Raw genomic sequence first — 20182 nt, forward strand, 5'->3', positions numbered from 1 at the left:
CTGGTTTTAACCAGAACACTACACGGATTGATCGGCTGGGATGTGCGGTGTTAGACATAATCATGCGGCAAAAGACAAAATCACCAATTAAGACTGTAAAAATCGACGTGCTGCTGTTTGATGGATTTTCCAACCATTGCTTGGCCAACACCTTGGAACCATTTCGCGCCGCAAACACTATTACGGGTCGGGCGGTCTATGAATGGCGCCTGCTGTCTCTCGAAGGTGGTTTGGTGCGGTCTTCAAGCGGGATGCTCGTTGAAACTGAAAATGCCACAGCGATGAAGGCATCGTGTGATTATCTCATGGTGACCGTAAGCTATGGCCACCTGGCGCTGTGTAGCACTCAGATCCTGTCCACGCTGCGTGAACTTTGCGCAAATGCGAAATGTCTGGTTGGGCTCGACACGGGTTCTTGGCTGTTGGCGGCGGCAGGGCAGTTAAACGACAGGCCCGCAACCATCCATGGTCATCTGTTCGAAAGCTTTTCAGAGACGTTTACGCAGGTAGATGCACGGCAAGAGCGGTTTGTGATAGATGGCAACCGGATCACCTGCGGTGGTGCTATGGCGTCCTTCGACTTGGTGCTTACTCTGATCGGGGAGCATTGCGGCGAGATGATACGCCTCGATGTTGCGGCTCTTTTTCTGCACCAAACCAATCAGCTATTTGAGGAATCTGACACTAAACCTGTGCGGTCCAAACTGGTTTCTCGTGCGCTCGTTCTTATGGATGAGAATATCGAAACGCCTGTGCCAATTCCGACAATTGCACGTCACTTAGGGTGTTCGCTGAAAAGCCTCCAAAGACGGTTCGCACGCAGCTTGAACGCGACGCCGGGCCAAGTCTATCGGCATAGACGACTACTCGCTGTCAGAAGCTTGGTCGAAAGCACCAATCTTTCCATTGCTGAGATTGCCACGCGGTGCGGTTACGAAAACGCCAGTTCTATGACACGGGCCTTTAAGACCCAGTTTGGCAAGACGCCGATGGATATGAGAACCGACTGATTGGTAACTCTCGGTCTCTTATCCCGGCACCCGGTTTTCGAACCGTCGAAACATCAATGCAATGATACCGGCGATGATCATATAAAATACCGCAAGCAGGATCAGTGGCTCGTACACAATAAACGTATCCGACCGGACGCGCGAGGACACGGCATAGAGCTCAACAACCGTGATGGTCGCGACCAGAGGTGTGGCCTTGAGCTGCAGGATGGTTTCGCCGCCCAGTGTCGGCAGCACGTTGCGAATGGCCTGCGGCAGCCAGATGCGGCGGAACATGGTGAAACGCGGCATCCCGAATGCATTCGCAGCTTCAAGCTGACCCTTATTCACACTGGAGAACGCGCCGCGCATGACTTCGCCCTCATAGCCTGCATAGGACAGCGTCAACGCCAGCACTGCGTAAGGCCAGGCTTGGCGTAAATAGGGCCAGAGTTCACTGCCGCGGATCCACGGGATTTGCGGGAAGAGCGAGCCGAGCCCATAGTAGAGCAGCCAGATTTGCAAAAGCAGCGGCGTTCCGCGGATGACGGTACAAAATATCCGCGCGGGGGCGGAGAGGTACCAAGGCCCTACGGCCTGCGCGAGGCCAAGGGGGATGGCTAGAAGAAAGCCCAGCACGCAAGTGACAACCAATATCCAGATCGTGCGCCAGAGACCCTCAAGCGCTAGTGGGGCGTATTCCGGTATCCAATCCCACCGCAGCGCTACGGCGCACCAGACCACCGCGCCCAGTAAAAGCGCCAACATGACAATGCGATGGGGCTGCATCAGAGCGCGAATAGGGATCATCGGCCCGCTCCTTTCAGCGACGGCTGACCGCGCCGCGCCCATTTTTCGATCCGGGCGAAGACTGCGCCTGAACAGAGCGTTACGATCAAGTAGAGTGCGCCCGCAGCGAGGAAGAAGGTGAAATAGGCGCGCGTGCTGGCGGCGGCCTGTCGTGTCTCAAGTGTCAGCTCGCTAAAGCCGACGATGGCCAACAATGCGGTATCTTTTGTGGCAATAAGCCACAGGTTCGCAAGACCGGGCGTGGCAAAAGACATCATCGCGGGGATGGTAACCCGGCGCATCAGCATAAACGGCGGCATGCCATAAGCACGCGCGGCCTCAATCTGCCCCGGTGGCACGGCTTGGATTGCGCCGCGCAACACCTCGGTGGCATATGCGCCCTGCACCACGCCGAGCACCCAGATACCCGCGACCACACCGCTGATCTCGACACGGCCATAGCCCATGGCTTCCGAGATTTTATTGATAAGATCGGTACCGACGTAATAGAGGATCAGGATCAGCACCAGTTCCGGCACCGCCCGGATCACAGTCGTGTAGACGGCGAGGAGGTCGCGCAGGACCACCCCGCCATAAAGCTTGCCGTATGCTCCGAAGAGCCCGATCAATAGACCAAAGCCGAAAGCGCCGAACGCGATCTGCAAAGAGTTCGCGAGCCCGCGCAGAAGGTTGCCTCCCCAGCCCGGCGGGCTGAGGGACAATAGTTTCGCACTTTCGGTCAGACCGAGCGTTTCGAAGAAGAACTCCACGATACGGGCTTACTCAGCGTAGATGCTTGTATCGAAATAGCGCCCGGTGATCTCTTCGTGGGTGCCATCTTCGAGGATTTTTGCGATGCCCTTGTTCAGGCTTTCGCGCAGCGCATCATCGCCCTTGCGCACCCCGGCGCCGACACCTTTGCCCAAGATGGCCTCGTCATTTTTGACCGCCCCTTTGATTTCGCAACAAGCGCCAATGTCGGAGTTGACGAAATCAGCCATGGCAATGCTGTCGGCCTGCGTGGCATCAATCCGACCCGAGACGAGATCCTGATTGGCTTCGTCCTGCGTCTGATAGACCCGGATCTCTGCCGCATCGCCGAAATATTCGTTGGCATAGGCTTGGTGAATTGTTGAGGCTTGAATACCGACGATCTTGCCCGCGAGGGACTCGGGGGTGGGCTGAATATCCATCGACTTATCCGCCACGATCACTGCGGGCGTGTTGTAATAGGGATCGCTGAAATCAATCGTCTTCTGCCGCTCTTCGGTGATCGACATGGAGGCCATGATCGCATCGATCTGCTGGCCGGTCAGCGAGGGGATGATGCCGTCCCATGCGACAGGAGTGATCACGCAATCCAGTTCGGCCGCAGCGCAAACCGCATTGATCACCTCGACTTCCCAACCTTCCCATTCGCCAGAGGCATTGAGCGAGGCGAAGGGAGGATAAGGTTCTGCGGCGATGCCGATCTTGACCTCTTCGGCGGCTACGGCACCTGCGCTCACGATGGCTGTCGCCATTGCGGTCGTCATAAGTTTCTTAAAAGTCATGAGTAGTCTCCCTGTTTTGTTTTTGGTGGTTTAACCGACAGTCTGCAAAAACTGCTGAAGCCGGGCAGATTGAGGGTTGCCGAAAAGCTGCTCCGGCGGTCCCTGTTCTTCGATGCGGCCCTCGAAAAGGTAGACGACATGGGTCGCAACCTCGCGGGCGAATTTCATCTCATGGGTCACAAGCAGCATGGTGCGCCCTTCGGCGGCCAGATCACGGATGACCGTGAGCACTTCGCCGACCAATTCGGGGTCGAGCGCGCTGGTTGGCTCGTCAAAGAGCATTACGCTGGGCTCCACCGCGAGGGCGCGGGCAATGGCCGCACGTTGCTGCTGGCCGCCGGATAGAAATGCTGGAAACGTATCGGCCTTGTCGCCTAGGCCGACCCGCTCAAGCAGTACCCGCGCGCGTTGGATTGCTTCATCCCGTGGCACCTTAAGCACATAGACTGGCACCTCTATGACGTTTTCCAGCAGGGTGCGGTGGGTCCAGAGGTTGAAAGCCTGAAATACCATGCCAAGGCGGGTTCGGATGCGTTCGATCTGTCGGCGGTCGACGGGTTTGCCGTCTTGGCGCATCTTGATTTCTTCACCGTTGACGACAATCTGGCCCGCGCTTGGGGTTTCCAGAAAATTGATGCACCGCAGGAAGGTCGATTTCCCCGAGCCGCTGCCGCCGATAATGGCAACAACATCACCCTTTTGCGCGGTGAGGGAGACGCCCTTAAGAACCTCCAGCATGCCGAAGGATTTGTGCAGATCATTAACCCTTATGGCCTCATCTTGCCCTGCGATTTCGGCATCAGCATCTCTGGCCGCCTCTGTGGTTCCGATCGGGTCTCTCTTCAAAACGTCCGCGCCCTCCTTTTGGTGTTCTCCAAAATTGTGCCTTGTAGTAAGGCCCGTATTTCGTAATCATGCAAGTGTATAATTACGAGGTCTGGAAATCGCCCGTGTCGGACACCACTCCCAAATTCAAGCGCGAGCCAGCGGAGCACCGCAGGGAGGCGCTGATCAATGCCACCCTGTCGCTGATCGCCGAAAAGGGCGTTCAGGCCGCCACGGTGCGGGCGATTGCCGCCCGGGCGGACGTATCGCAAGGCATGATCCGGCATCACTTTTCGTCCAAAGAAGAGCTGATCACCGCTGCCTATGAACATCACATGGACCGGTTGACTGATCTTACATCGGCCTCCGCCGATGCCGATGGTAGCGCACCAGTAGCGCGGCTCGCGGCATTTGTTGTGGGCAGCTTGACGCCACCGGTTGTTGACGCCGGGTCGGTCAGTCTCTGGGCCGGGTTCCTGACGAAGGTGCATGACGATAAGCAGATGCGCGACAGTCACGAACGCACTTATTACAACTTCCGCAACCGCCTTGAGGCGCTGATCGCCGCCGTGTTGGGAGAAACAGGTCAGCCAGCCACAACGCAGCAGCTGCGGTATCTGGCAATCGCCTGCAACGCTGTGATCGATGGGCTGTGGCTGGAAGGCGGTATTCTCTCAGGGGCTTTCGCGCCGGATGAGCTTCCGGAAATCGGGATCAGATCAGTCGGCGCAATTCTCGGAATGGACCTTACAAAGGCAGGGCAACAGACATGAGACAGACAGACATAACCAAACGCCTTGCAGGGCTTGGCGGCGCAAAATGGGAAGTTCACATCCGGGCGCGCGAGTTGGCCGCTCAGGGCTGCGATATCATTGAACTGACCATTGGCGAGCCGGACGTGCCAACGCCCCCCGCGCTTGTGGAGGTCGCCGCAGATGCAATGCGCCGCGGTCGTACTGGCTATTCTGATGGCCGGGGGGAGGCGGGCTTGCGCGCCGCACTGGCCGAACGCTATTCGCGCAGCACGGGCCGCCGCATCACGCCGGATCAGGCGATGTGCTTCCCCGGCACGCAGACCGCCCTTTATGCGGTGCTGCTGGGTGTGGCAGAGGCTGGTCAGCAGGTTCTGGTCGGTGACCCAATGTACGCCACATACGAAGGGGTTATTCGCTCTACCGGCGCTGAGATGGTTCCGGTCCCGCTGCGCCCGGAAAACGGCTTTCGCATTCATGCCGAGGACATTGCCGCAAGGATCAGCCCGCAGACCACGGCGATCCTGCTGACCACACCGCATAACCCGACCGGATCGGTTCTGACCCGCGCAGACATTGACGCGATTGGAGAGCTGGCGATTGCCCATGACCTCTGGATTATCTCCGATGAGGTCTACGAAGACCTCATTTTTGACACCATCGATTTCTGCTCGCCCCTGTGGCGTCCGCAACTGGCTGACCGTGTCATCGTTGTCTCCTCGATCTCAAAATCCCACGCCGCACCGGGCTTTCGCAGCGGCTGGTGCATCGGACCGGAAGCCTTCACCGAAGCACTTCTGCCGCTGTCGGAAACCATGCTTTTTGGCAACCAGCCCTTCATCGCGGATATGACCGAAAAGGCCGTGCGCGAAGGGTCTCCGGTGGCCCATGGAATGACGCAGCGTTTTGCTGCGCGGGCCGAGCGCTTGCATCACCGCCTCTCCGAAGAAAGCCAGTTGAAGGTACACCGCCCAGAAGCGGGCATGTTTGCGATGATCGACGTTTCTGCCACGGAAATGAGCGGCACCGACTATGCCATTCTTCTGCTTGAGCACGCCGGCGTCGCGGTCATGCCCGGCGCGTCGTTTGGCGAGACGCTTGATGCTTGGGTGCGGGTGGCGCTGACGACCGGCGATGCGGCGTTCGACACGGCTTGTGACCGGATCATCCACCATGCGGCGCAACTGCAACTGGAATCCGCATGACCACCATCGGAGAGGCACTGGTCGCCCAACTTTCAGAGCGCGGGGTCGACTGTGTTTTCGGCATTCCGGGCGTCCATACGATTGAGCTTTACCGGGGTTTAGCCACTTCTGGCATTCGCCACATCACACCCCGGCACGAACAGGGCGCGGGGTTCATGGCGGATGGCTATGCGCGGGTATCCGGGAAGCCCGGTGTTGCCTTTGTCATTACCGGGCCAGGGCTGACCAATACGCTGACGGCAATGGGCCAGGCGCGTGCCGATTCTGTCCCGATGCTGGTAGTTTCCGGCGTCAACACGCTGCCCAGCCTTGGCCAAGGTCAGGGCCATTTGCATGAGCTGCCGGATCAACGAGCCTTGGCGAGGACCGTTGTGCTGGTGTCAGAACGTGTCGAAACCGCCGATGAGCTGGCACCGATGCTCGCGCGGGTGTTTGCGCCCTTTAGCAGCGGGCGACCGGGTCCTACACATCTCGAAATCCCGTTGGACGTTGCCGGAACACCCTATACTGCAGAGCCGCAGGCCCGTTCTGAAACGGCCCCGCCTTCTCCGTCTGCCAATCAGATCGCAGAAGCCGCCGCGCTATTATCGCAGAGTAAGGCACCTTTGATCCTCGCTGGTGGCGGCGCCCGACGCGCGGGAGCGGCCTTGCGTAGACTTGCCGAAAAGCTCGGCGCCCCGGTCGTGCAGACGGTGAATGCACGCGGCATAATGTTCGAGCACCCCTTGGGCGTTCCGGCCAGCCCCAGCCTGCAAGCCGTGCGCAGTCTGATTGCCCAGTCGGACGTTGTACTTGCCGTTGGCACCGAACTCGGCCCGACCGATTATGACATGTACGCCACCGGCACCATGCCACAGATGCAAACGATGATCCGTGTCGATCTATGCGCTGAACAGCTTGCACGCCATCCCGCCAAACTATCGATCCAAGGCGATGCGACTTCCGCGATGGACGCTCTGAACGCCGTAATCGACGGAAGCGCCGCTCCGGACGGCGCAAAACGCGCCGCGAAGGCCCGCCGCGAGGCTTTCGAAGAAATCGGCCCCGAAATGCGTGTGCTTTGCGATGTCCTTGCCGAAGTGCGCACGACAGTTCGGGGGGCAATCATGGTCGGCGATTCCGCACAACCGATCTACGCAGGGAACCTTTATTACGATCACGACCGTCCCGGCGGCTGGTTCAACGCCGCGACCGGCTTCGGCGCGCTTGGCTATGGCATCCCCGCCGCGATTGGTGCCGCAGTGGCAGCACCAGACACGCCGGTGATCTGCATCGCAGGTGATGGCGGCGCGCAGTTTAGCCTGCCGGAGCTGATGTGCGCCGTCAAAGAAAACCTGTCGATCTGCTTCATGATCTGGAACAACCACGGCTACCAGGAAATCGCCACCTCCATGCAGGACGCGGGGGTGAGCGTGGTCGGTTGCGACCCGACCCCGCCAGACTTCGCCGCTGTCGCCCAATCTTGTGACTTGCCCTTCTGGCGCTGCGGGCCGGAGCCGGATGCCGTCGCAGAAGCGCTCCGCGCGGCCACGGACACAGGCGGACCAACCCTAATTGAAATTCAGGCCCAGCCCTACCTGCGCCAGTGAACCAGAGAGCATGACATGACAGACCCCACCTATGAATTCACCCGCGCCGTCACCCGCCGCCCCGCTGCCAGCATCGTCAACGGCCTACGCGCCGAGGACATCGGCACGCCCGATCTTGCGCAGATGGAAGCGGCCCATGCCCATTACGTTGCTACGCTGAAACAGACCGGCGCGGAGGTGATCGAACTGCCCGCATTAGAAGCGTACCCGGATTCAGTCTTTGTCGAGGATACCGCGCTATGCCTGCCCAAGGTGGCAGTTCTGATGCGCCCTGGCGCACCAAGCCGCATGGGGGAGGTCGCTGAAATGGCACCGACGCTAGGCACCCTCTACGACGAACTGCGCCAGATCGAAGGCCCCGGCCACGTCGAAGGAGGCGACATTCTGGTCACCGGACGCGAGATTTTAGTCGGCCGATCAGACCGCACCGATGCCGAAGGCGTCGCCGAGCTATCGCGGATCGTCTCGGACTGGGGATATAGCCTGCGCGAGGTCTTTACCCCGCCCGGCGTGCTGCATTTCAAGACCGATTGCTCGCTGCTCGACGGTGATACCATCCTTAGCACCAAACGGCTTGACGCTTCGGGTTGCTTCGAAGGCTACCGCGTGCTGCACACCGCCGAGGGCGAGGAAGCTGCCGCAAACAGCATCCGGTTCAACAATTTTTTGCTGTGTCCGGCAGGCTTTCCCCGCACGGCAGAAATGCTGACCAACGCGGGCTTTGAAGTGGTCGAGATCAACAATTCGGAATGCGCCAAGTTGGATGGGGGCATGTCGTGTTTGTCACTAAGGTTTTGATGCTGAAAGGAGCTTGGCTCAAGGTTTGATCCGCTTTTCCCTGACTTCACCCAATTACGGATCAATGTCTGCTTTGGGAAAGCTGTAGCGCAGGATTTGGGCGGGACACGAGCAGCAGGTTCGAACCGTCGGCTGTAACGGCCCAGCGGTTCAGACTTCGATAGTCTTCGACAAGAGCTGGGGCATCTTCGAGTACAATGCAGAAGATCTTAATAGAGCTGTCCAAGTTGGTGCTCCCCGAACAGAAATTGGATCGGCCGCTGTGTGAATTCCCAATCGCTAATCCGAACTCTGATCTGACTATTATAATTAATATCGAACCGGGTCTTTCCCGAAGTATCAGCCCTGCACGTGGGACTTGCCGATCAATCTGATTTCGCCTTCTAGGGGCACGGGAAGACGTTAATCGTTACCTCGCCAGCCTTCTCGGACACTGACGTTAACCTTGCCCCATAGGCATTCAAGTACGCCCTGTCATAGCGCAACTCCATGCTGCCAAAACGTTGATTTTGGGAACTTCGTCAGTGGATGACCATAGGAGACAAGCGGGTTCTAGCGAGATTTGTTGAACCTGATGAATAGAGTATTTTTACCCTCATGCTGTCTCTCCTAAGCAAGGTTCAACTGGCGCGTATGGCGTACAATAGTATCAGCTATTGAGCATAATCCAGATTCAGGACACCTCGAACAGAGGTGTGTTGGTTATTGGCCAGGTTGCCCGCGACGGACCCTCGTCAACTACACTGCCGGGCGACGGCGCAGATAAGAAATGACGGCAAACGAACCCCCAACGGCCCGTTTGCCATCTTGTTCAATTAAGCAGCTGCGCGCGTTTGCCCTACCGCCGCCTCAATGGACGCCTCAAGGATATCCAGCGCCTCGTCAACCTGCGCCATTGGGATCGTCAGCGGTGGCAGCAGGCGCACCACGTTGCCGTGGGTGCCACATGGCAAGATGATCAAACCACGGGCTTCAGCTTCTGCTACAATCGCCTGGGTCAAAGCGGCGTCAGGTGTGCGGGTGGCGCGGTCGGTAACCAACTCGAAGGCTACCATTGCGCCGAGGCCACGTACGTCACCGATCGCCTCCAGCCCTTGCCGTGCGGCCAAAGCGTCGAGCCGCTCACGCAGCGCATTGCCAACTTCTTCGGCGCGTGCGCAGAGGTCTTCCTCCACGATCACGTCAAGCACCGCATGGGCGGCAGCAACCGCGAGCGGGTTGCCGGCATAGGTGCCGCCGATCCCGCCGGTGGGGGCGGCGTCAACGACCTCGGACCGCCCGGTCACTGCGGACAGAGGGAAGCCCCCTGCCAGACCTTTGGCCATTGTCACCAAATCGGCAGCAACGCCCGCGTGTTCCATCGCAAAAAGCTTGCCCGTCCGGGCCATCCCGGCCTGCACCTCATCCGCGATCAAAATGATGCCGTAGGTGTCGCAAACCTCGCGCAGACCGCGCAGGAATTCCGCCGGCGCGATGTTAAAGCCGCCCTCGCCTTGAACCGGCTCAAGGATGATCGCTGCCACACGCTCCGGGTCGATTGTGGATTTGAACAGCTGGTCCAATTGGGCCAAGCTCATCTCTGGCGTGATGCCGTGATAGCTGTTTGGGAAGGCCGCGTGATAGACCTCGGGCGGCATGGCGCCGAAGGCTTTTTTATACGGCTGAACCTTACCACAAAGCGCCATGCCCATCAGCGTCCGGCCATGAAATGCGCCGGAAAAGGCAATGACGCCCGAACGCCCGGTAAAGGCCCGCGCCATCTTCACAGCGTTCTCGACTGCTTCGGCACCAGTGGTCACCAGCATGGTCTTCTTGTCAAAATCACCCGGCGTGCTTTTGTTAAGCCGCTCGGCCAAGCTGACATAGCTCTCGTAAGGCGCGACGTGGAAACAAGTATGCGTGAAGGCATCGGCCTGTTTTGCCACCGCTGCCATCACCTTTGGATGACGGTGACCTGTGTTGTTCACCGCGATGCCCGCGGCCAGATCGATGTAGCGCTTGCCATCCACATCCCACAATTCGGCATTTTCCGCGCGCTCTGCATAGATTCCGCGGGTGCCCACACCACTGGCAACAGCCGCTGTGCGCCGTGTTTTTAGTTCCTCGCTGCGTGACATGATCAGCCCTCCTTAATAGCGAATATCGATCATCAATAGCTCATTATTTTGAACACTCCAATGCTTTTATCTGACGCCCGGATGGGGTAGTTTTCGAAAGATATCATCAGTGAGAATAGCATATGACAGGTTTCGACGTGGGGGCTCGCCTTCGTGAACTTCGCATGGATCAAGGACTTTCCCAGCGTAAGCTTGCCGAAGCAGCGGATGTCCCCCATGGTCAAATTTCAATGGTAGAGACGAACAAGAGCAGTCCTTCTGTCGCGACTTTGCGCAAAATTCTGGGCGGCCTCGGCATTTCCATGTCTGAGTTTTTTGAGCCAGAAGCCGCACCAAGCAACGCGCCCTTCTTTACCCCCGACGAATTCAAAGACCTGACATCGCGCATCTATTCTGACCACGGTGAGCCGGTCGGGCAGATGGCGCTCAAACAGGTCGGCAATGCGCGGGAACATGGGTTGCAGATCATGCATGAAACCTATGAACCGGGTGCGGATACAGGCGAAGAGATGCTCTGCCACCCTGCGAGCGAGGGGGGCATCGTGATTGCGGGCGAGCTTGAAGTGATCGTCGGTGACAACGCGCGGATTTTAAAGGCGGGCGACGCCTATCTGTTCAACTCGCGCGAACCGCATCGCTTTCGCAATGTCTCAGACCGGGTCGCCGTTGTCGTATCGGCCTGCACCCCGCCCTATCTTTAAGACAGTTCACGCGGGCTTTGCGCGGCGCAGATTTGGCCGAGCCACTCCCGCAGCGCCATCAGCGCGGCATCCCCCTCCTTTACCAGCGGCCAAGCCAGCCAGTAGGCCCCGCGCACCCGGATAGGTTGGCGCAAGACTGGCAGCAGCCTACCCTCTTCGATCTCAATCTTCGCGAGGTAGTCAGGTAACAGCGCCACGCCGAGGCCTGAAATTGCCGCTTGGATCATCATCGAAAACTGGTCCATCACCATGCCACTTGTGTCTTTAGCCGCGCCGCCCTGCCCGGCGAACCAATCCTCCCAAGCGGTTGGCCGGCTCTCGAGACGCAGTTTGGGCAGCCGTGCAAGATCGTCGATGCTGTCGAGCGCATGGGCGGCAGCGAATGCAGGCGACACACAGGCGGTGACGGTTTCTTCAAGGAGCTTCATCTGGCCGACCCCCTCCCAATCCCCGGTGCCGAAATAGATTGCGGCGTCAAAGGCCTCATCGGTAAATTGCACGCGGCCAATCCGCGTAGACATATTGATCGCAACGCCGGGATGCGCGGTCAGGAACTCTCCCAGACGCGGGCCAAGCCAGCGGGTCGCGAAGGTGGGCAGCACCGCCAAAGACAGCGTTCCCCCATTCGGGTTCGTCATCACCGACATCGTCGCGCGCTGCACGGTATCCAGCGCACGGGCGATGTCTTGCTGGTAGCGCAGCGCCGCTGGCGTGGGGATTAACCGCCTCCGCTCGCGTGTGAAAAGCTCTTTTCCCAATTGCGCTTCTAGCGTCAGGATCAAACGGCTTACCGTGCTTTGGGAAAGATCAAGCTCAAGCGCCGCCGCGGTGACGGAACGGTGGCGCACCACAGCGTCGACCGCGGTGAGGAGCTTGATCGATGGCAGAAACCGCCGCTGACGCATTCATTCATTCCATACATGGTTTCATGCGGTTTTATCGGTTCATATGGCGTGTTTCCATTCATATTCTCTCTAGGAACGGTTCATAAATAGGACGTGATATGGTTGGATTTTTCTCTAGGGGCTACAAATGAACAACGACGCCCCGCTCAAAGGCCTCAAGGTCGTTGAACTCGCCCGCATCCTCGCCGGCCCATGGATCGGCCAAACGCTTGCCGATCTCGGTGCAGAGGTCATCAAGGTCGAAGCGCCCGAAGGCGACGACACCCGCCGTTGGGGGCCGCCCTTCATCGAACGCCTCCTGCCCGACGGTGGCACTGAAAAGGTCGCGGCATATTTCTACTCCGCCAACCGTGGCAAGCGGTCGATCACCTGTGATTTCTCCGATGTCCAAGATCTTGAACAACTAAAGGATCTCATCGCCTCCGCCGATGTCTTGATTGAGAACTTCAAGGTTGGCGGGCTCGCCAAATTCGGATTGGACTATGCCAGCTTGTCAGAGACAAACCCGGGCCTGGTCTATGCCTCTGTCACCGGCTTTGGCCAGGACGGCCCCCGTGCGAAACAGCCGGGTTATGACTTTTTGATCCAAGGCATGTGCGGCATTATGGACCTGACGGGCGAGCCAGAGGGAGAGCCGCAGAAGGTCGGTGTGGCGTGGATCGACATTTTCACCGGGCTTTACGGCGTCATTGGCATTCAGGCCGCTTTGGCCGAGCGCGCTCGCTCTGGCAAAGGCCAGCATGTCGATCTGTCTTTGCTTGATTGCGGTGTCGGGGTTCTTGCCAATCAGGCCACCAACTATCTGCTGGGCGGGGCGGCTCCGACAAGGCTCGGCAACGCGCATCCCAATATCGTGCCCTATCAGGTTTTCCCGGTGTCGGACGGGCATTTGATTGTCGCCTGTGGGAACGATCGACAATTCGGCGCCTTTTGTCAGGTGTTGTCGCGCAACGACCTGTCTGAGCATCCCGACTACACCACCAACCCGCAGCGCGTGACGCATCGCGCCGCCCTTTGCGCGGCGCTGGCCGAGGAGACATCGCGCCGGACCAAGGCCGATCTTATCGCAGCGCTTGAGGTGGCCGGGGTGCCGGTTGGCCCGATCAACAATGTTGCCGAAGCCTTGGCCGAGCCACAGATCGAAGCGCGCGGGATGCAGATCGCCCCCGAGGGCATCGCGGGACTGCGCACGCCGATCCGCTTTTCCCGCAGTGACATGGCGCTGACCCATGCAGCCCCGCTATTGGGCAGCGGCAAAGCAGGCTTTACGTCCTGACACCATGGGCAGAGCTGAGGCGCGGAGGATCGCTCCGCGCCCCAGCTTAGTTGAACAGAATGCCCGGCAGCCAAAGCGCGATCTGCGGAAAGGCAACAACCAGCGCCAGCCCGAAAATCTGTAGCAACACGAAGGGGATCGCTGACCAATAGATGTCGACAATGGTGATCTCCTTGGGGGCCACGGAGCGCATATAGAACAGGTTGTAGCCAAAAGGCGGCGTCAGATAAGCCGATTGCATCGACAGGATGAACAGCACGGCGAACCATGTCGTGTCATAGCCCAATTCACGGACAATCGGCACAAAGAGCGGCACGGTGATAAAGACGATGGCAAAGTCGTCCAGAAACATGCCGAGGATGAAATAGGTCGCCAGCATCGCGATGATCACCCAGATCGGAGAAACGTCGAAATCCTCGATCAATTCGCCCACGATCATGCCCGCTCCAAGGCCAACATAGATCTTGGAGAAGAACACCGCCGCGATGGTGATCCACATCAACATGCCCATCAGCTTTGTCGTGGTCAGCATGACGTAGCGCAACAGGTCCCAGTTCAGCCGACCGTGCAGCGCCGCGATGAGCAGCGCACCAAAGGCACCGATTGCAGACGCCTCTGACGGCGAGGTGACCCCGCCGATGATGCAGCCCAATACGGCCGTGATCAGCAGGCCGGGTGCAATAAGATGCCGCAGGGCCTTGAGCTTTTCGATCCCGCTATAGCGTTCGTCGACCGGCGTGGGGGGGCCGAGATCCGGGTTCAGACGGCAGCGGATCAGGATATAGACCATATAGATCCCCGCCAGCATCAAACCCGGCATCAACCCGGCGGCAAAGAGCTTGCCCACTGAGTCGCGCGACAAAAAGGCGTAGATGATCATCAAAACCGATGGCGGGATCAGAAAGCCAAGCGCGCCCCCGGCCATGATCGTGCCGGTGACCAGCCGCTTGTCATACCCCCGTTTGAGCATCGCAGGCAGCGCGATGATGCCAAGAGAGACAGTAGCCGCCCCAGAGACCCCCGCCATCGCCGCGATCAGCGCGCAGATAATCACAGTGCCGACGCCCAAGCCGCCTGAGACGCCGCCCATCAGCTTATGGATCAGCCCGAACAAATCGTCGGTGATGCCCGAGCGTTGCAGGACCAGCCCCATAAAGATGAACAGCGGCAGCGCCACCAACAGGAAGTTGTCCATCGCGCTAAAGGTCGAACTGACCAGAAGGTCGAGCCCGCCGGGACCCCAAAGCACATAGGCGCTGCCCACGCCAGAGATCGTCAAGGCCCATGCCAAGGGGGCGCCCATCGCCATAAGCACCAGCATCGACGCGAACATAATCGCGGTGATTGCGAGCGGATCGAGATCAGCCATCACATGTCTTTCTCGCAGGCGGCACCTGCGCGTTTTGGGATTATTTCTTCAGGGCATCCAGCAGAACGGGATCAACTTCGCTTTCCAACTCACCCTCTCGCGGGTCGTCATAAGCAACGCCAAAGAGCGTCAGCACAGCCCGCAGAAGTTCTGCAATATTTTGCAGGATCACCAGACCGACAGCGATTGGGATCACCGTTTTGATCGGGTAAAGTGGCGGCTGCCAAATGCTTTTATTGGAATATTCGCGCACCGCCCAACTATCTGCGGCAAACTCGACCGACAGTTTCAGAAAGACCAAAAGCACCACGAGGCCGATTGAGAACACAATGGTGTCGCAGAAGGCTTTGCCGCGTGGCCCCATGATGCCGTAGAGCACTTCGGAACGCACATGTCCGCGGTAGCGCAGCGTATAGGCGCCCGCCAAAAGGCAGAATGCGCCATAGATCATCGTGCTGGCCTCATGCGCCCAAATGGTCGGCGCATTTAAGAAATACCGCGCGACAATCTCCAGCATCAGCACCCCGATTAGCGCCAGACTGAGCCAAGAAATAGCCCGCCCGACAAAGTCGGACAGGCCATCCTGAAGGACAAGATACCTTGTCACTGGCTTCATTTCAGGCGGCCCTGCGCCTTGGCATTGGCAACCAGCGCGTCGATGAACGCCTTGTTGCGCGCGGAGCGTTCAGCTTCTTCCTGCCAGACAGTCTGCGCGGCAACGGTCAGCTCTTTGGAGTCTGCTTCGGGCAGGGTGGCGTATTCGAAAGTGCCTTCGGCGACGTTCTCATTGCCCTCGGCCAGCCAGTTGTGGATGTCCTCGGCGAACTGCGCGATGGCTTCTTCAAGGATCGCCTTATGCTCATCCGACAGCGCTTCCCATTTTGCGGGGTTGGCGAGGAATGTCTCGGTCCAGCCGGGCATGAGCATATTCAGATAGGTGTAATGCTTGGCGGTCTCGTGCAGTTTCAGCTGCTCATATTCAACTGGGCCACCATAGATCGCACCGTCGATCACGCCGGTGGACATGCTGATGTAAAGCTCCTGCGCGGGCAGGTAGACCGTTGGAATACCAAAGTAATCCAGAACCTTCGCCACGTTCGACGTCGCGCGGATTTTGCGGGTCTTGAGGTCTTCGAGAGAGGTAACAGGCTCTTTGGTCAGCAGGTCATAGTTATGGCCATAGCCCTTGCCCAGAAAGACCGTCCCGGCCTCTTCATAGGCTTCGGTCAGCAGCGTGTTGACCTCTTCGCTTTCAAAGATCGATTTCGCTTCTTCAACGCTGGTCCACGCGCCCGGCAGGCCCGCTTCGATATTGCCGATGTCGACCTGACCGGACCAATAGCCGCCATGTCCATGTACGATGTCGAGCGTGCCTTTGGAGACCGCATCCGCAAACTGGTCGGAGGCGACAAGCTCACCGCCGCGGAAGTACTGGATGCGCAGCGACCCGTCGGAGGCCTCTTTCACCGCGTCTTTGAACTTGTCCGCGATCGGGTCAATCTCTGTTCCGTAAAATGTGTGGAAACGCAGTCGAACGGTTTCTGCCGTGGCAGCACTGGCCAAAGCGGCGAGAGAGACGGCACCTGCGATCACACCGGCTGTGGTGGAACGGGCAAATTTACTGAATTTCATATTATCCTCCTGAGGGGGGGCGACCCCCTGTTTATCGCGCCCCATGCCGTGCCTGCCAAAGCAGCCTCCCCCATATCGGCGCAATATGCCCTTACATGTTGACCGCTCAAAAAAGAAGTAGGAAATTTGCCTATTTGCTCATTATTTGCGTTTTTATAGGGCGATTTGGCGGAATACATCATATCTGGCTCTACTATAGCCTGCTTTTCGCCTCAGAGTTGCGCATAAAATATCGAGCGCCGCGCCTTACTTTGCGTACTGCGCTCGGGATTAACATATGCAAACGAGCAAGATGCATGACCTAATCCGCTTATGCGAAACCAACGAGGAGCAAGCGCGCCGCCTCGGATTCTCACTCAATCCGTGCCTCAATTGACCTGTTAATTCCCGTAGGAGGTGCCCCCCTGGCTTTCACCTTGGGGAGGTTTTTCGATGCACATCATGGGAAAGGTCCCAAAATGCGAACATCGCTGAGCTAAGAGCTACTTTAAACCGGGTCGCGCGCCTTAGCTCACCCAGCAGAAGCAGCCGTAATAATTATCTCGACCTTTAGCGCTTCTCGTGCAAGCCGCGTCTCTCCGCATGCACGCGCTGGCGCGGCGCCTGCCGGGACCCATGCGTCCCAAACCGCATTCATTTCGCCAAAATCAGCCATGTCGGCGAGCCAAATGATTGCCTGTAAAATGCAATCTGGAGAGGAGCCTGCCTTTTCCAGCAAGGTCTCGATGCGCGACAGGCAATCCGTGGTTTGCTCTGTGACGGTCGCCCCGTCACCAACCTGTCCGCACAGATAGACGACGCCGTTATGCTTGACGATCTTGCTCATCCGCTGACCTGTGTCGATACGTTCTATCATTTGCTGTCTGCCTTTGTTTCTTGTGGTGTCATCGCCGCGATCTCTCCGAGTGTGACGGGTTTGATCGGAGGGCGAATGCGGTAATGGCCGGTTTCATCGGGCGACACTCCGTTGGCGTCAGCCAACAGGCGGGTGACCGTCAGCCCGCAGTATCGCCCCTGACACGGCCCCATCCCGGCGCGGCCAAAGGCTTTGGTCTGGTTGGGCCCCGTGCAGCCCAACCCAGCCATACGCCTGATGTCGCCCGCCGTGACCTCTTCGCATCGGCAGACGATGGTGGCGTCTTGCGGGGCGAGTGCCGCCGCGTAGGGAGGATAGGCGCTGTCGATGAAAGGCCGCGCGGCGCGTTCGTTGATCAAGCGCGCGCGCAACGGACGCGCGGCTGCGTCCCGGTCTGCGCTTGTAAGCTGGCCAAGATCACAGGCGATGTCTAAGGCTGCGATTTCCCCGGCCAAAGCGGCGGCTTTTGCTCCACCGATCCCGGCCCCGTCCCCTGCGATGAACACATCGGTTTTCGGCGTGCGCCCCCATTCGTCGCATTGTGGTACAAAACAGGCTTGTTCCTCATCCCACTGATGCGGAATATCGATGGATCGCGCGGTCTGTGTGTTTGGGACGACACCGTGATGGAGCAAGACCGTTTCGCAGGCAATGCGGCGGCTTTTGCCTTTGCTGGTGAAAGCCACCGCCTGAGCGGCCTCTTTGCCCTCGATGGCAAGACTGCTCGCAGCCACATAGCGCGGCACACGGGCGCGGCGTAGGTGCCAGAGCATCGCCGCCCCCTTCAGCAGATAGCGCCACCCCCGCAGTGCCCCGCCAAGATGCCGAAGCGACCCGATGAAATCATGGCGTGTTTGGGTCTCGACCAGCGCGAGGGGCGGAACGCCTGCCCGCACCATTTGCGACCCGATTAAATACAATAGCGGCCCAGACCCCACCAGAACTGCGCCTTTGCAGGCGATGCCGGATTGCTTGAGAAGTATCTGCGCGGCCCCCGCTGTCATCACACCGGGTAGCGTCCATCCCGGTATGGGCATGGGCCGCTCAAGCGCCCCTGTGGCCAGAAGCAGGCGTTTCGCGCAGACGGTGCCGCCCTGCCCCGCGTGGGTATAGGACACACGCGGCCCGTCTTCGATTTGCCAGACCACGGCACCTTTTAGATGGGTGATATTCTTATGGTCCAACCGCTGCGTCAGTTTCTGGCCTTCGGTGAAATCCTTACCCAGAATATCGCCGCGCAGGGCGCTGGCGCGGTCTACGTCGCGGTAGATCTGCCCCCCCGCGACGGGCTGTTCGTCCAAAATCACGACGGACAGACCACACTCGGCGGCGCGTCCTGCGGCAGACATTCCGGCGGGGCCCGCGCCGATGATGATCAGATCAACCTCACGCATCGCCGTCTCCTTTACCCGCGGCGGGCATGTCGATTGCCATATCCTCGGTCACCGTTAGCATACAGGCCTGCCGCGTCACGCCGTCGATCTCGACCAGACAGTCGAAACAGGCGCCCATCATGCAAAACGGCCCACGCGGCGCGCCCGACACAGGGGTCAGGCGAAAGGGCATGATCCCCGCCAAAAGGAGCGCGGCGGCAAGGTTTTCGCCTAAGGGCAAACGTACGGCGCGTGTGCCAAAGCGCACATCAGCAAGCGCACTTTCGGGGGCGGGCGTGAGTTCGCGGAAACTAGAAGCGGGCTTCACTGAATATCTCCAAATCCGGGGCGTCGCCTGCCGCTTCGAGCCACGCGGGCAGGAGCCGGGCATGGGCGGCTGCAAGGGTGATCCCGCTGTGGCAGGTCACAAGATAGGCACCGGGCATTTCGGTACTTTGTTGATAGATCGGCAGCCCGTCTGGGGACAGAATGCGCAGCGCACCCCAACTGCGCACAAGCTGTGCCTTGGCGAGCACCGGAAAGGCGGCGATTGCCTCGGCGGAAAGACCGGACAACCCCGGCTGGGTGACGTGATCGTCCAGACCGACCTCTTCGTTGGTGGCCCCGATCTGGATGCCGCCCTCGTCCACCTGACGTGCGATGAGCGAAGGGCGGTTGATGAGTTTCGGCAGTTTTTCAGTGATCAGCACCTGCCCGCGCTGTGGCCTGATGGGCGCTTTGAAACCCAGCTTCGGCCCCAGCGTCATCGCGCCGAGTCCGGCAGACAGTACGGTCTTCTGCGCCCGCACCTCTGTCCCGTCTGAACAGGTGATGCGGAACAGATCCGTCTTGGTGGCATCCGTGACCCGCTTCCCATTGAGGACAACCCCGCCAAGGCGGCGCACATCATCTGCCAGTGCGCGCAGCAGCTTGAGCGGATTTGCGTGGCCGTCCTGATGGTGCAGGACCGCGCCCACGACTTTCGGGCCAATCGCCGGTTCTTCGCGGCGCAGCGCGTTGTGGCCCAAGACCTCATAGGGGTAATCGCCGCCCAGTTCGGCCCTTAACCCTTCGTATTTTGCAACCGTTGCCTCAAGGCTCTCTTCCGAGAAATGCAGATCATAGCCGCCGCGTTGTTCCAAGCCGAGGTCAAAGCCCGTGGCGTCGGACAGTTCTGCCGCAAAACCCGACCATGCAGCCGCCGATCTTTGGGACCATCTGGCATAGCCCGGCGCGTTCAGGCCCTTGCCCTGCACCCAGACAAGACCAAAGTTGCCGCGGCTGGCGCGGAACGATCCGTCGTCGCCGTCCAGAACGGTCACCCGCAGGCCGCGCTTGAGCAGACCCCAAGCCGTAGAAAGGCCGACGATCCCGCCGCCGATGATGGCATAGTCCGATGTCATGAAATATCTCTCAGGCATGTCGGGGCAGCACATCGCGCTGCCCCGACAGG

The 20182-nt window shown here is 59.2% G+C and carries 20 protein-coding genes; 7 read left to right on the forward strand and 13 right to left on the reverse strand.

What is annotated here, in order from left to right; all coding sequences use genetic code 11:
• Window positions 1-62: 62 nt before the first annotated feature.
• Window positions 63-1010 (forward strand): GlxA family transcriptional regulator, encoded by a 948-nt coding sequence (locus K3759_RS19805; RefSeq protein WP_259986374.1) that lies wholly within the window; start codon window positions 63-65, stop codon window positions 1008-1010.
• Between the two features lie 18 nt (window positions 1011-1028).
• Here the strand turns inward: K3759_RS19805 and K3759_RS19810 are convergent, their stop codons facing one another.
• The 4 genes from K3759_RS19810 to K3759_RS19825 are packed head-to-tail and all read right to left on the reverse strand — an operon-like array spanning window position 1029 to window position 4123.
• Complete coding sequence (locus K3759_RS19810; protein WP_259986375.1) at window positions 1029-1799, reverse strand: ABC transporter permease; 771 nt, start codon at window positions 1797-1799, stop codon at window positions 1029-1031.
• Window positions 1796-2548, reverse strand: coding sequence for an ABC transporter permease (locus K3759_RS19815; RefSeq protein WP_174858177.1), 753 nt, complete (start codon window positions 2546-2548; stop codon window positions 1796-1798). Before K3759_RS19815 ends, K3759_RS19810 begins: the two co-directional genes overlap by 4 nt.
• A gap of 9 nt (window positions 2549-2557) precedes the next feature.
• Window positions 2558-3331, reverse strand: a complete 774-nt coding sequence (locus K3759_RS19820) for a transporter substrate-binding domain-containing protein (RefSeq protein ID WP_259986377.1) — start codon at window positions 3329-3331, stop codon at window positions 2558-2560.
• A gap of 30 nt (window positions 3332-3361) precedes the next feature.
• Entirely contained in the window at window positions 3362-4123 is a 762-nt protein-coding gene (locus tag K3759_RS19825; RefSeq protein WP_409202538.1) for an ABC transporter ATP-binding protein, read from the reverse strand.
• A gap of 158 nt (window positions 4124-4281) precedes the next feature.
• Here K3759_RS19825 and K3759_RS19830 point away from each other — a divergent pair, with 158 nt between their 5' ends.
• Genes K3759_RS19830 through K3759_RS19845 form a run of 4 tightly spaced genes read left to right on the forward strand, consistent with a single transcriptional unit; the run spans window position 4282 to window position 8500 of the window.
• Window positions 4282-4929 carry a TetR/AcrR family transcriptional regulator gene (locus tag K3759_RS19830; RefSeq protein ID WP_409202533.1) on the forward strand — a complete coding sequence of 216 codons (648 nt, stop codon included), beginning with the start codon at window positions 4282-4284 and terminating at the stop codon, window positions 4927-4929.
• Entirely contained in the window at window positions 4926-6113 is a 1188-nt protein-coding gene (locus K3759_RS19835; protein WP_259986381.1) for a pyridoxal phosphate-dependent aminotransferase, read from the forward strand. The genes K3759_RS19830 and K3759_RS19835 overlap by 4 nt, the downstream gene beginning before the upstream one ends.
• Window positions 6110-7702 (forward strand): 5-guanidino-2-oxopentanoate decarboxylase, encoded by a 1593-nt coding sequence (locus tag K3759_RS19840; protein ID WP_259986383.1) that lies wholly within the window; start codon window positions 6110-6112, stop codon window positions 7700-7702. Before K3759_RS19835 ends, K3759_RS19840 begins: the two co-directional genes overlap by 4 nt.
• A 15-nt stretch (window positions 7703-7717) precedes the next feature.
• Window positions 7718-8500: a dimethylarginine dimethylaminohydrolase family protein gene (locus tag K3759_RS19845; protein ID WP_259986384.1), complete on the forward strand. Its 783-nt coding sequence runs from the start codon at window positions 7718-7720 to the stop codon at window positions 8498-8500.
• 815 nt (window positions 8501-9315) lie between these two features.
• On the opposite strand, the gene gabT is transcribed toward K3759_RS19845, so the two are convergent.
• The gene (gene gabT / locus K3759_RS19850; protein WP_259986385.1) at window positions 9316-10617 is read right to left on the reverse strand and encodes a 4-aminobutyrate--2-oxoglutarate transaminase; all 1302 of its coding nucleotides are present in this window, start codon (window positions 10615-10617) and stop codon (window positions 9316-9318) included.
• A 122-nt stretch (window positions 10618-10739) separates the two neighbouring features.
• On the opposite strand from gabT, the gene K3759_RS19855 reads away from it, so the two are divergent.
• On the forward strand, window positions 10740-11318 hold the full coding sequence (locus K3759_RS19855) for a cupin domain-containing protein (RefSeq protein ID WP_259986386.1): 579 nt from the start codon (window positions 10740-10742) through the stop codon (window positions 11316-11318).
• Here K3759_RS19855 and K3759_RS19860 read toward each other — a convergent pair.
• Window positions 11315-12223, reverse strand: a complete 909-nt coding sequence (locus tag K3759_RS19860; RefSeq protein ID WP_259986387.1) for a LysR family transcriptional regulator — start codon at window positions 12221-12223, stop codon at window positions 11315-11317. The two genes, K3759_RS19855 and K3759_RS19860, sit on opposite strands and share 4 nt — an antisense overlap.
• A gap of 127 nt (window positions 12224-12350) precedes the next feature.
• On the opposite strand from K3759_RS19860, the gene K3759_RS19865 reads away from it, so the two are divergent.
• Window positions 12351-13499 (forward strand): CaiB/BaiF CoA-transferase family protein, encoded by a 1149-nt coding sequence (locus K3759_RS19865; RefSeq protein ID WP_259986388.1) that lies wholly within the window; start codon window positions 12351-12353, stop codon window positions 13497-13499.
• A gap of 46 nt (window positions 13500-13545) precedes the next feature.
• Here K3759_RS19865 and K3759_RS19870 read toward each other — a convergent pair whose 3' ends face one another.
• From K3759_RS19870 to K3759_RS19900, 7 genes are all read right to left on the reverse strand, one after another.
• A complete protein-coding gene (locus K3759_RS19870; RefSeq protein WP_259986389.1) occupies window positions 13546-14868 on the reverse strand; it encodes a TRAP transporter large permease subunit in 1323 nt (440 codons plus the stop codon).
• A gap of 40 nt (window positions 14869-14908) precedes the next feature.
• Window positions 14909-15484, reverse strand: coding sequence for a TRAP transporter small permease subunit (locus K3759_RS19875; protein WP_259986390.1), 576 nt, complete (start codon window positions 15482-15484; stop codon window positions 14909-14911).
• Entirely contained in the window at window positions 15481-16500 is a 1020-nt protein-coding gene (locus K3759_RS19880) for a TRAP transporter substrate-binding protein (RefSeq protein WP_259986392.1), read from the reverse strand. The genes K3759_RS19875 and K3759_RS19880 overlap by 4 nt, the downstream gene beginning before the upstream one ends.
• 511 nt (window positions 16501-17011) lie before the next feature.
• The gene (locus tag K3759_RS19885; protein WP_259986394.1) at window positions 17012-17356 is read right to left on the reverse strand and encodes a RidA family protein; all 345 of its coding nucleotides are present in this window, start codon (window positions 17354-17356) and stop codon (window positions 17012-17014) included.
• On the reverse strand, window positions 17353-18750 hold the full coding sequence (locus tag K3759_RS19890; protein ID WP_259986396.1) for an NAD(P)/FAD-dependent oxidoreductase: 1398 nt from the start codon (window positions 18748-18750) through the stop codon (window positions 17353-17355). The genes K3759_RS19885 and K3759_RS19890 overlap by 4 nt, the downstream gene beginning before the upstream one ends.
• Window positions 18743-19057, reverse strand: coding sequence for a (2Fe-2S)-binding protein (locus K3759_RS19895; RefSeq protein ID WP_259986398.1), 315 nt, complete (start codon window positions 19055-19057; stop codon window positions 18743-18745). The genes K3759_RS19890 and K3759_RS19895 overlap by 8 nt, the downstream gene beginning before the upstream one ends.
• Window positions 19041-20132 (reverse strand): FAD-binding oxidoreductase, encoded by a 1092-nt coding sequence (locus tag K3759_RS19900; RefSeq protein WP_259986400.1) that lies wholly within the window; start codon window positions 20130-20132, stop codon window positions 19041-19043. The genes K3759_RS19895 and K3759_RS19900 overlap by 17 nt, the downstream gene beginning before the upstream one ends.
• Window positions 20133-20182 lie beyond the last annotated feature (50 nt).

The sequence above is a fragment of the Sulfitobacter sp. W027 genome, from assembly GCF_025143985.1.
Taxonomy (GTDB): Bacteria; Pseudomonadota; Alphaproteobacteria; order Rhodobacterales; family Rhodobacteraceae; genus Sulfitobacter.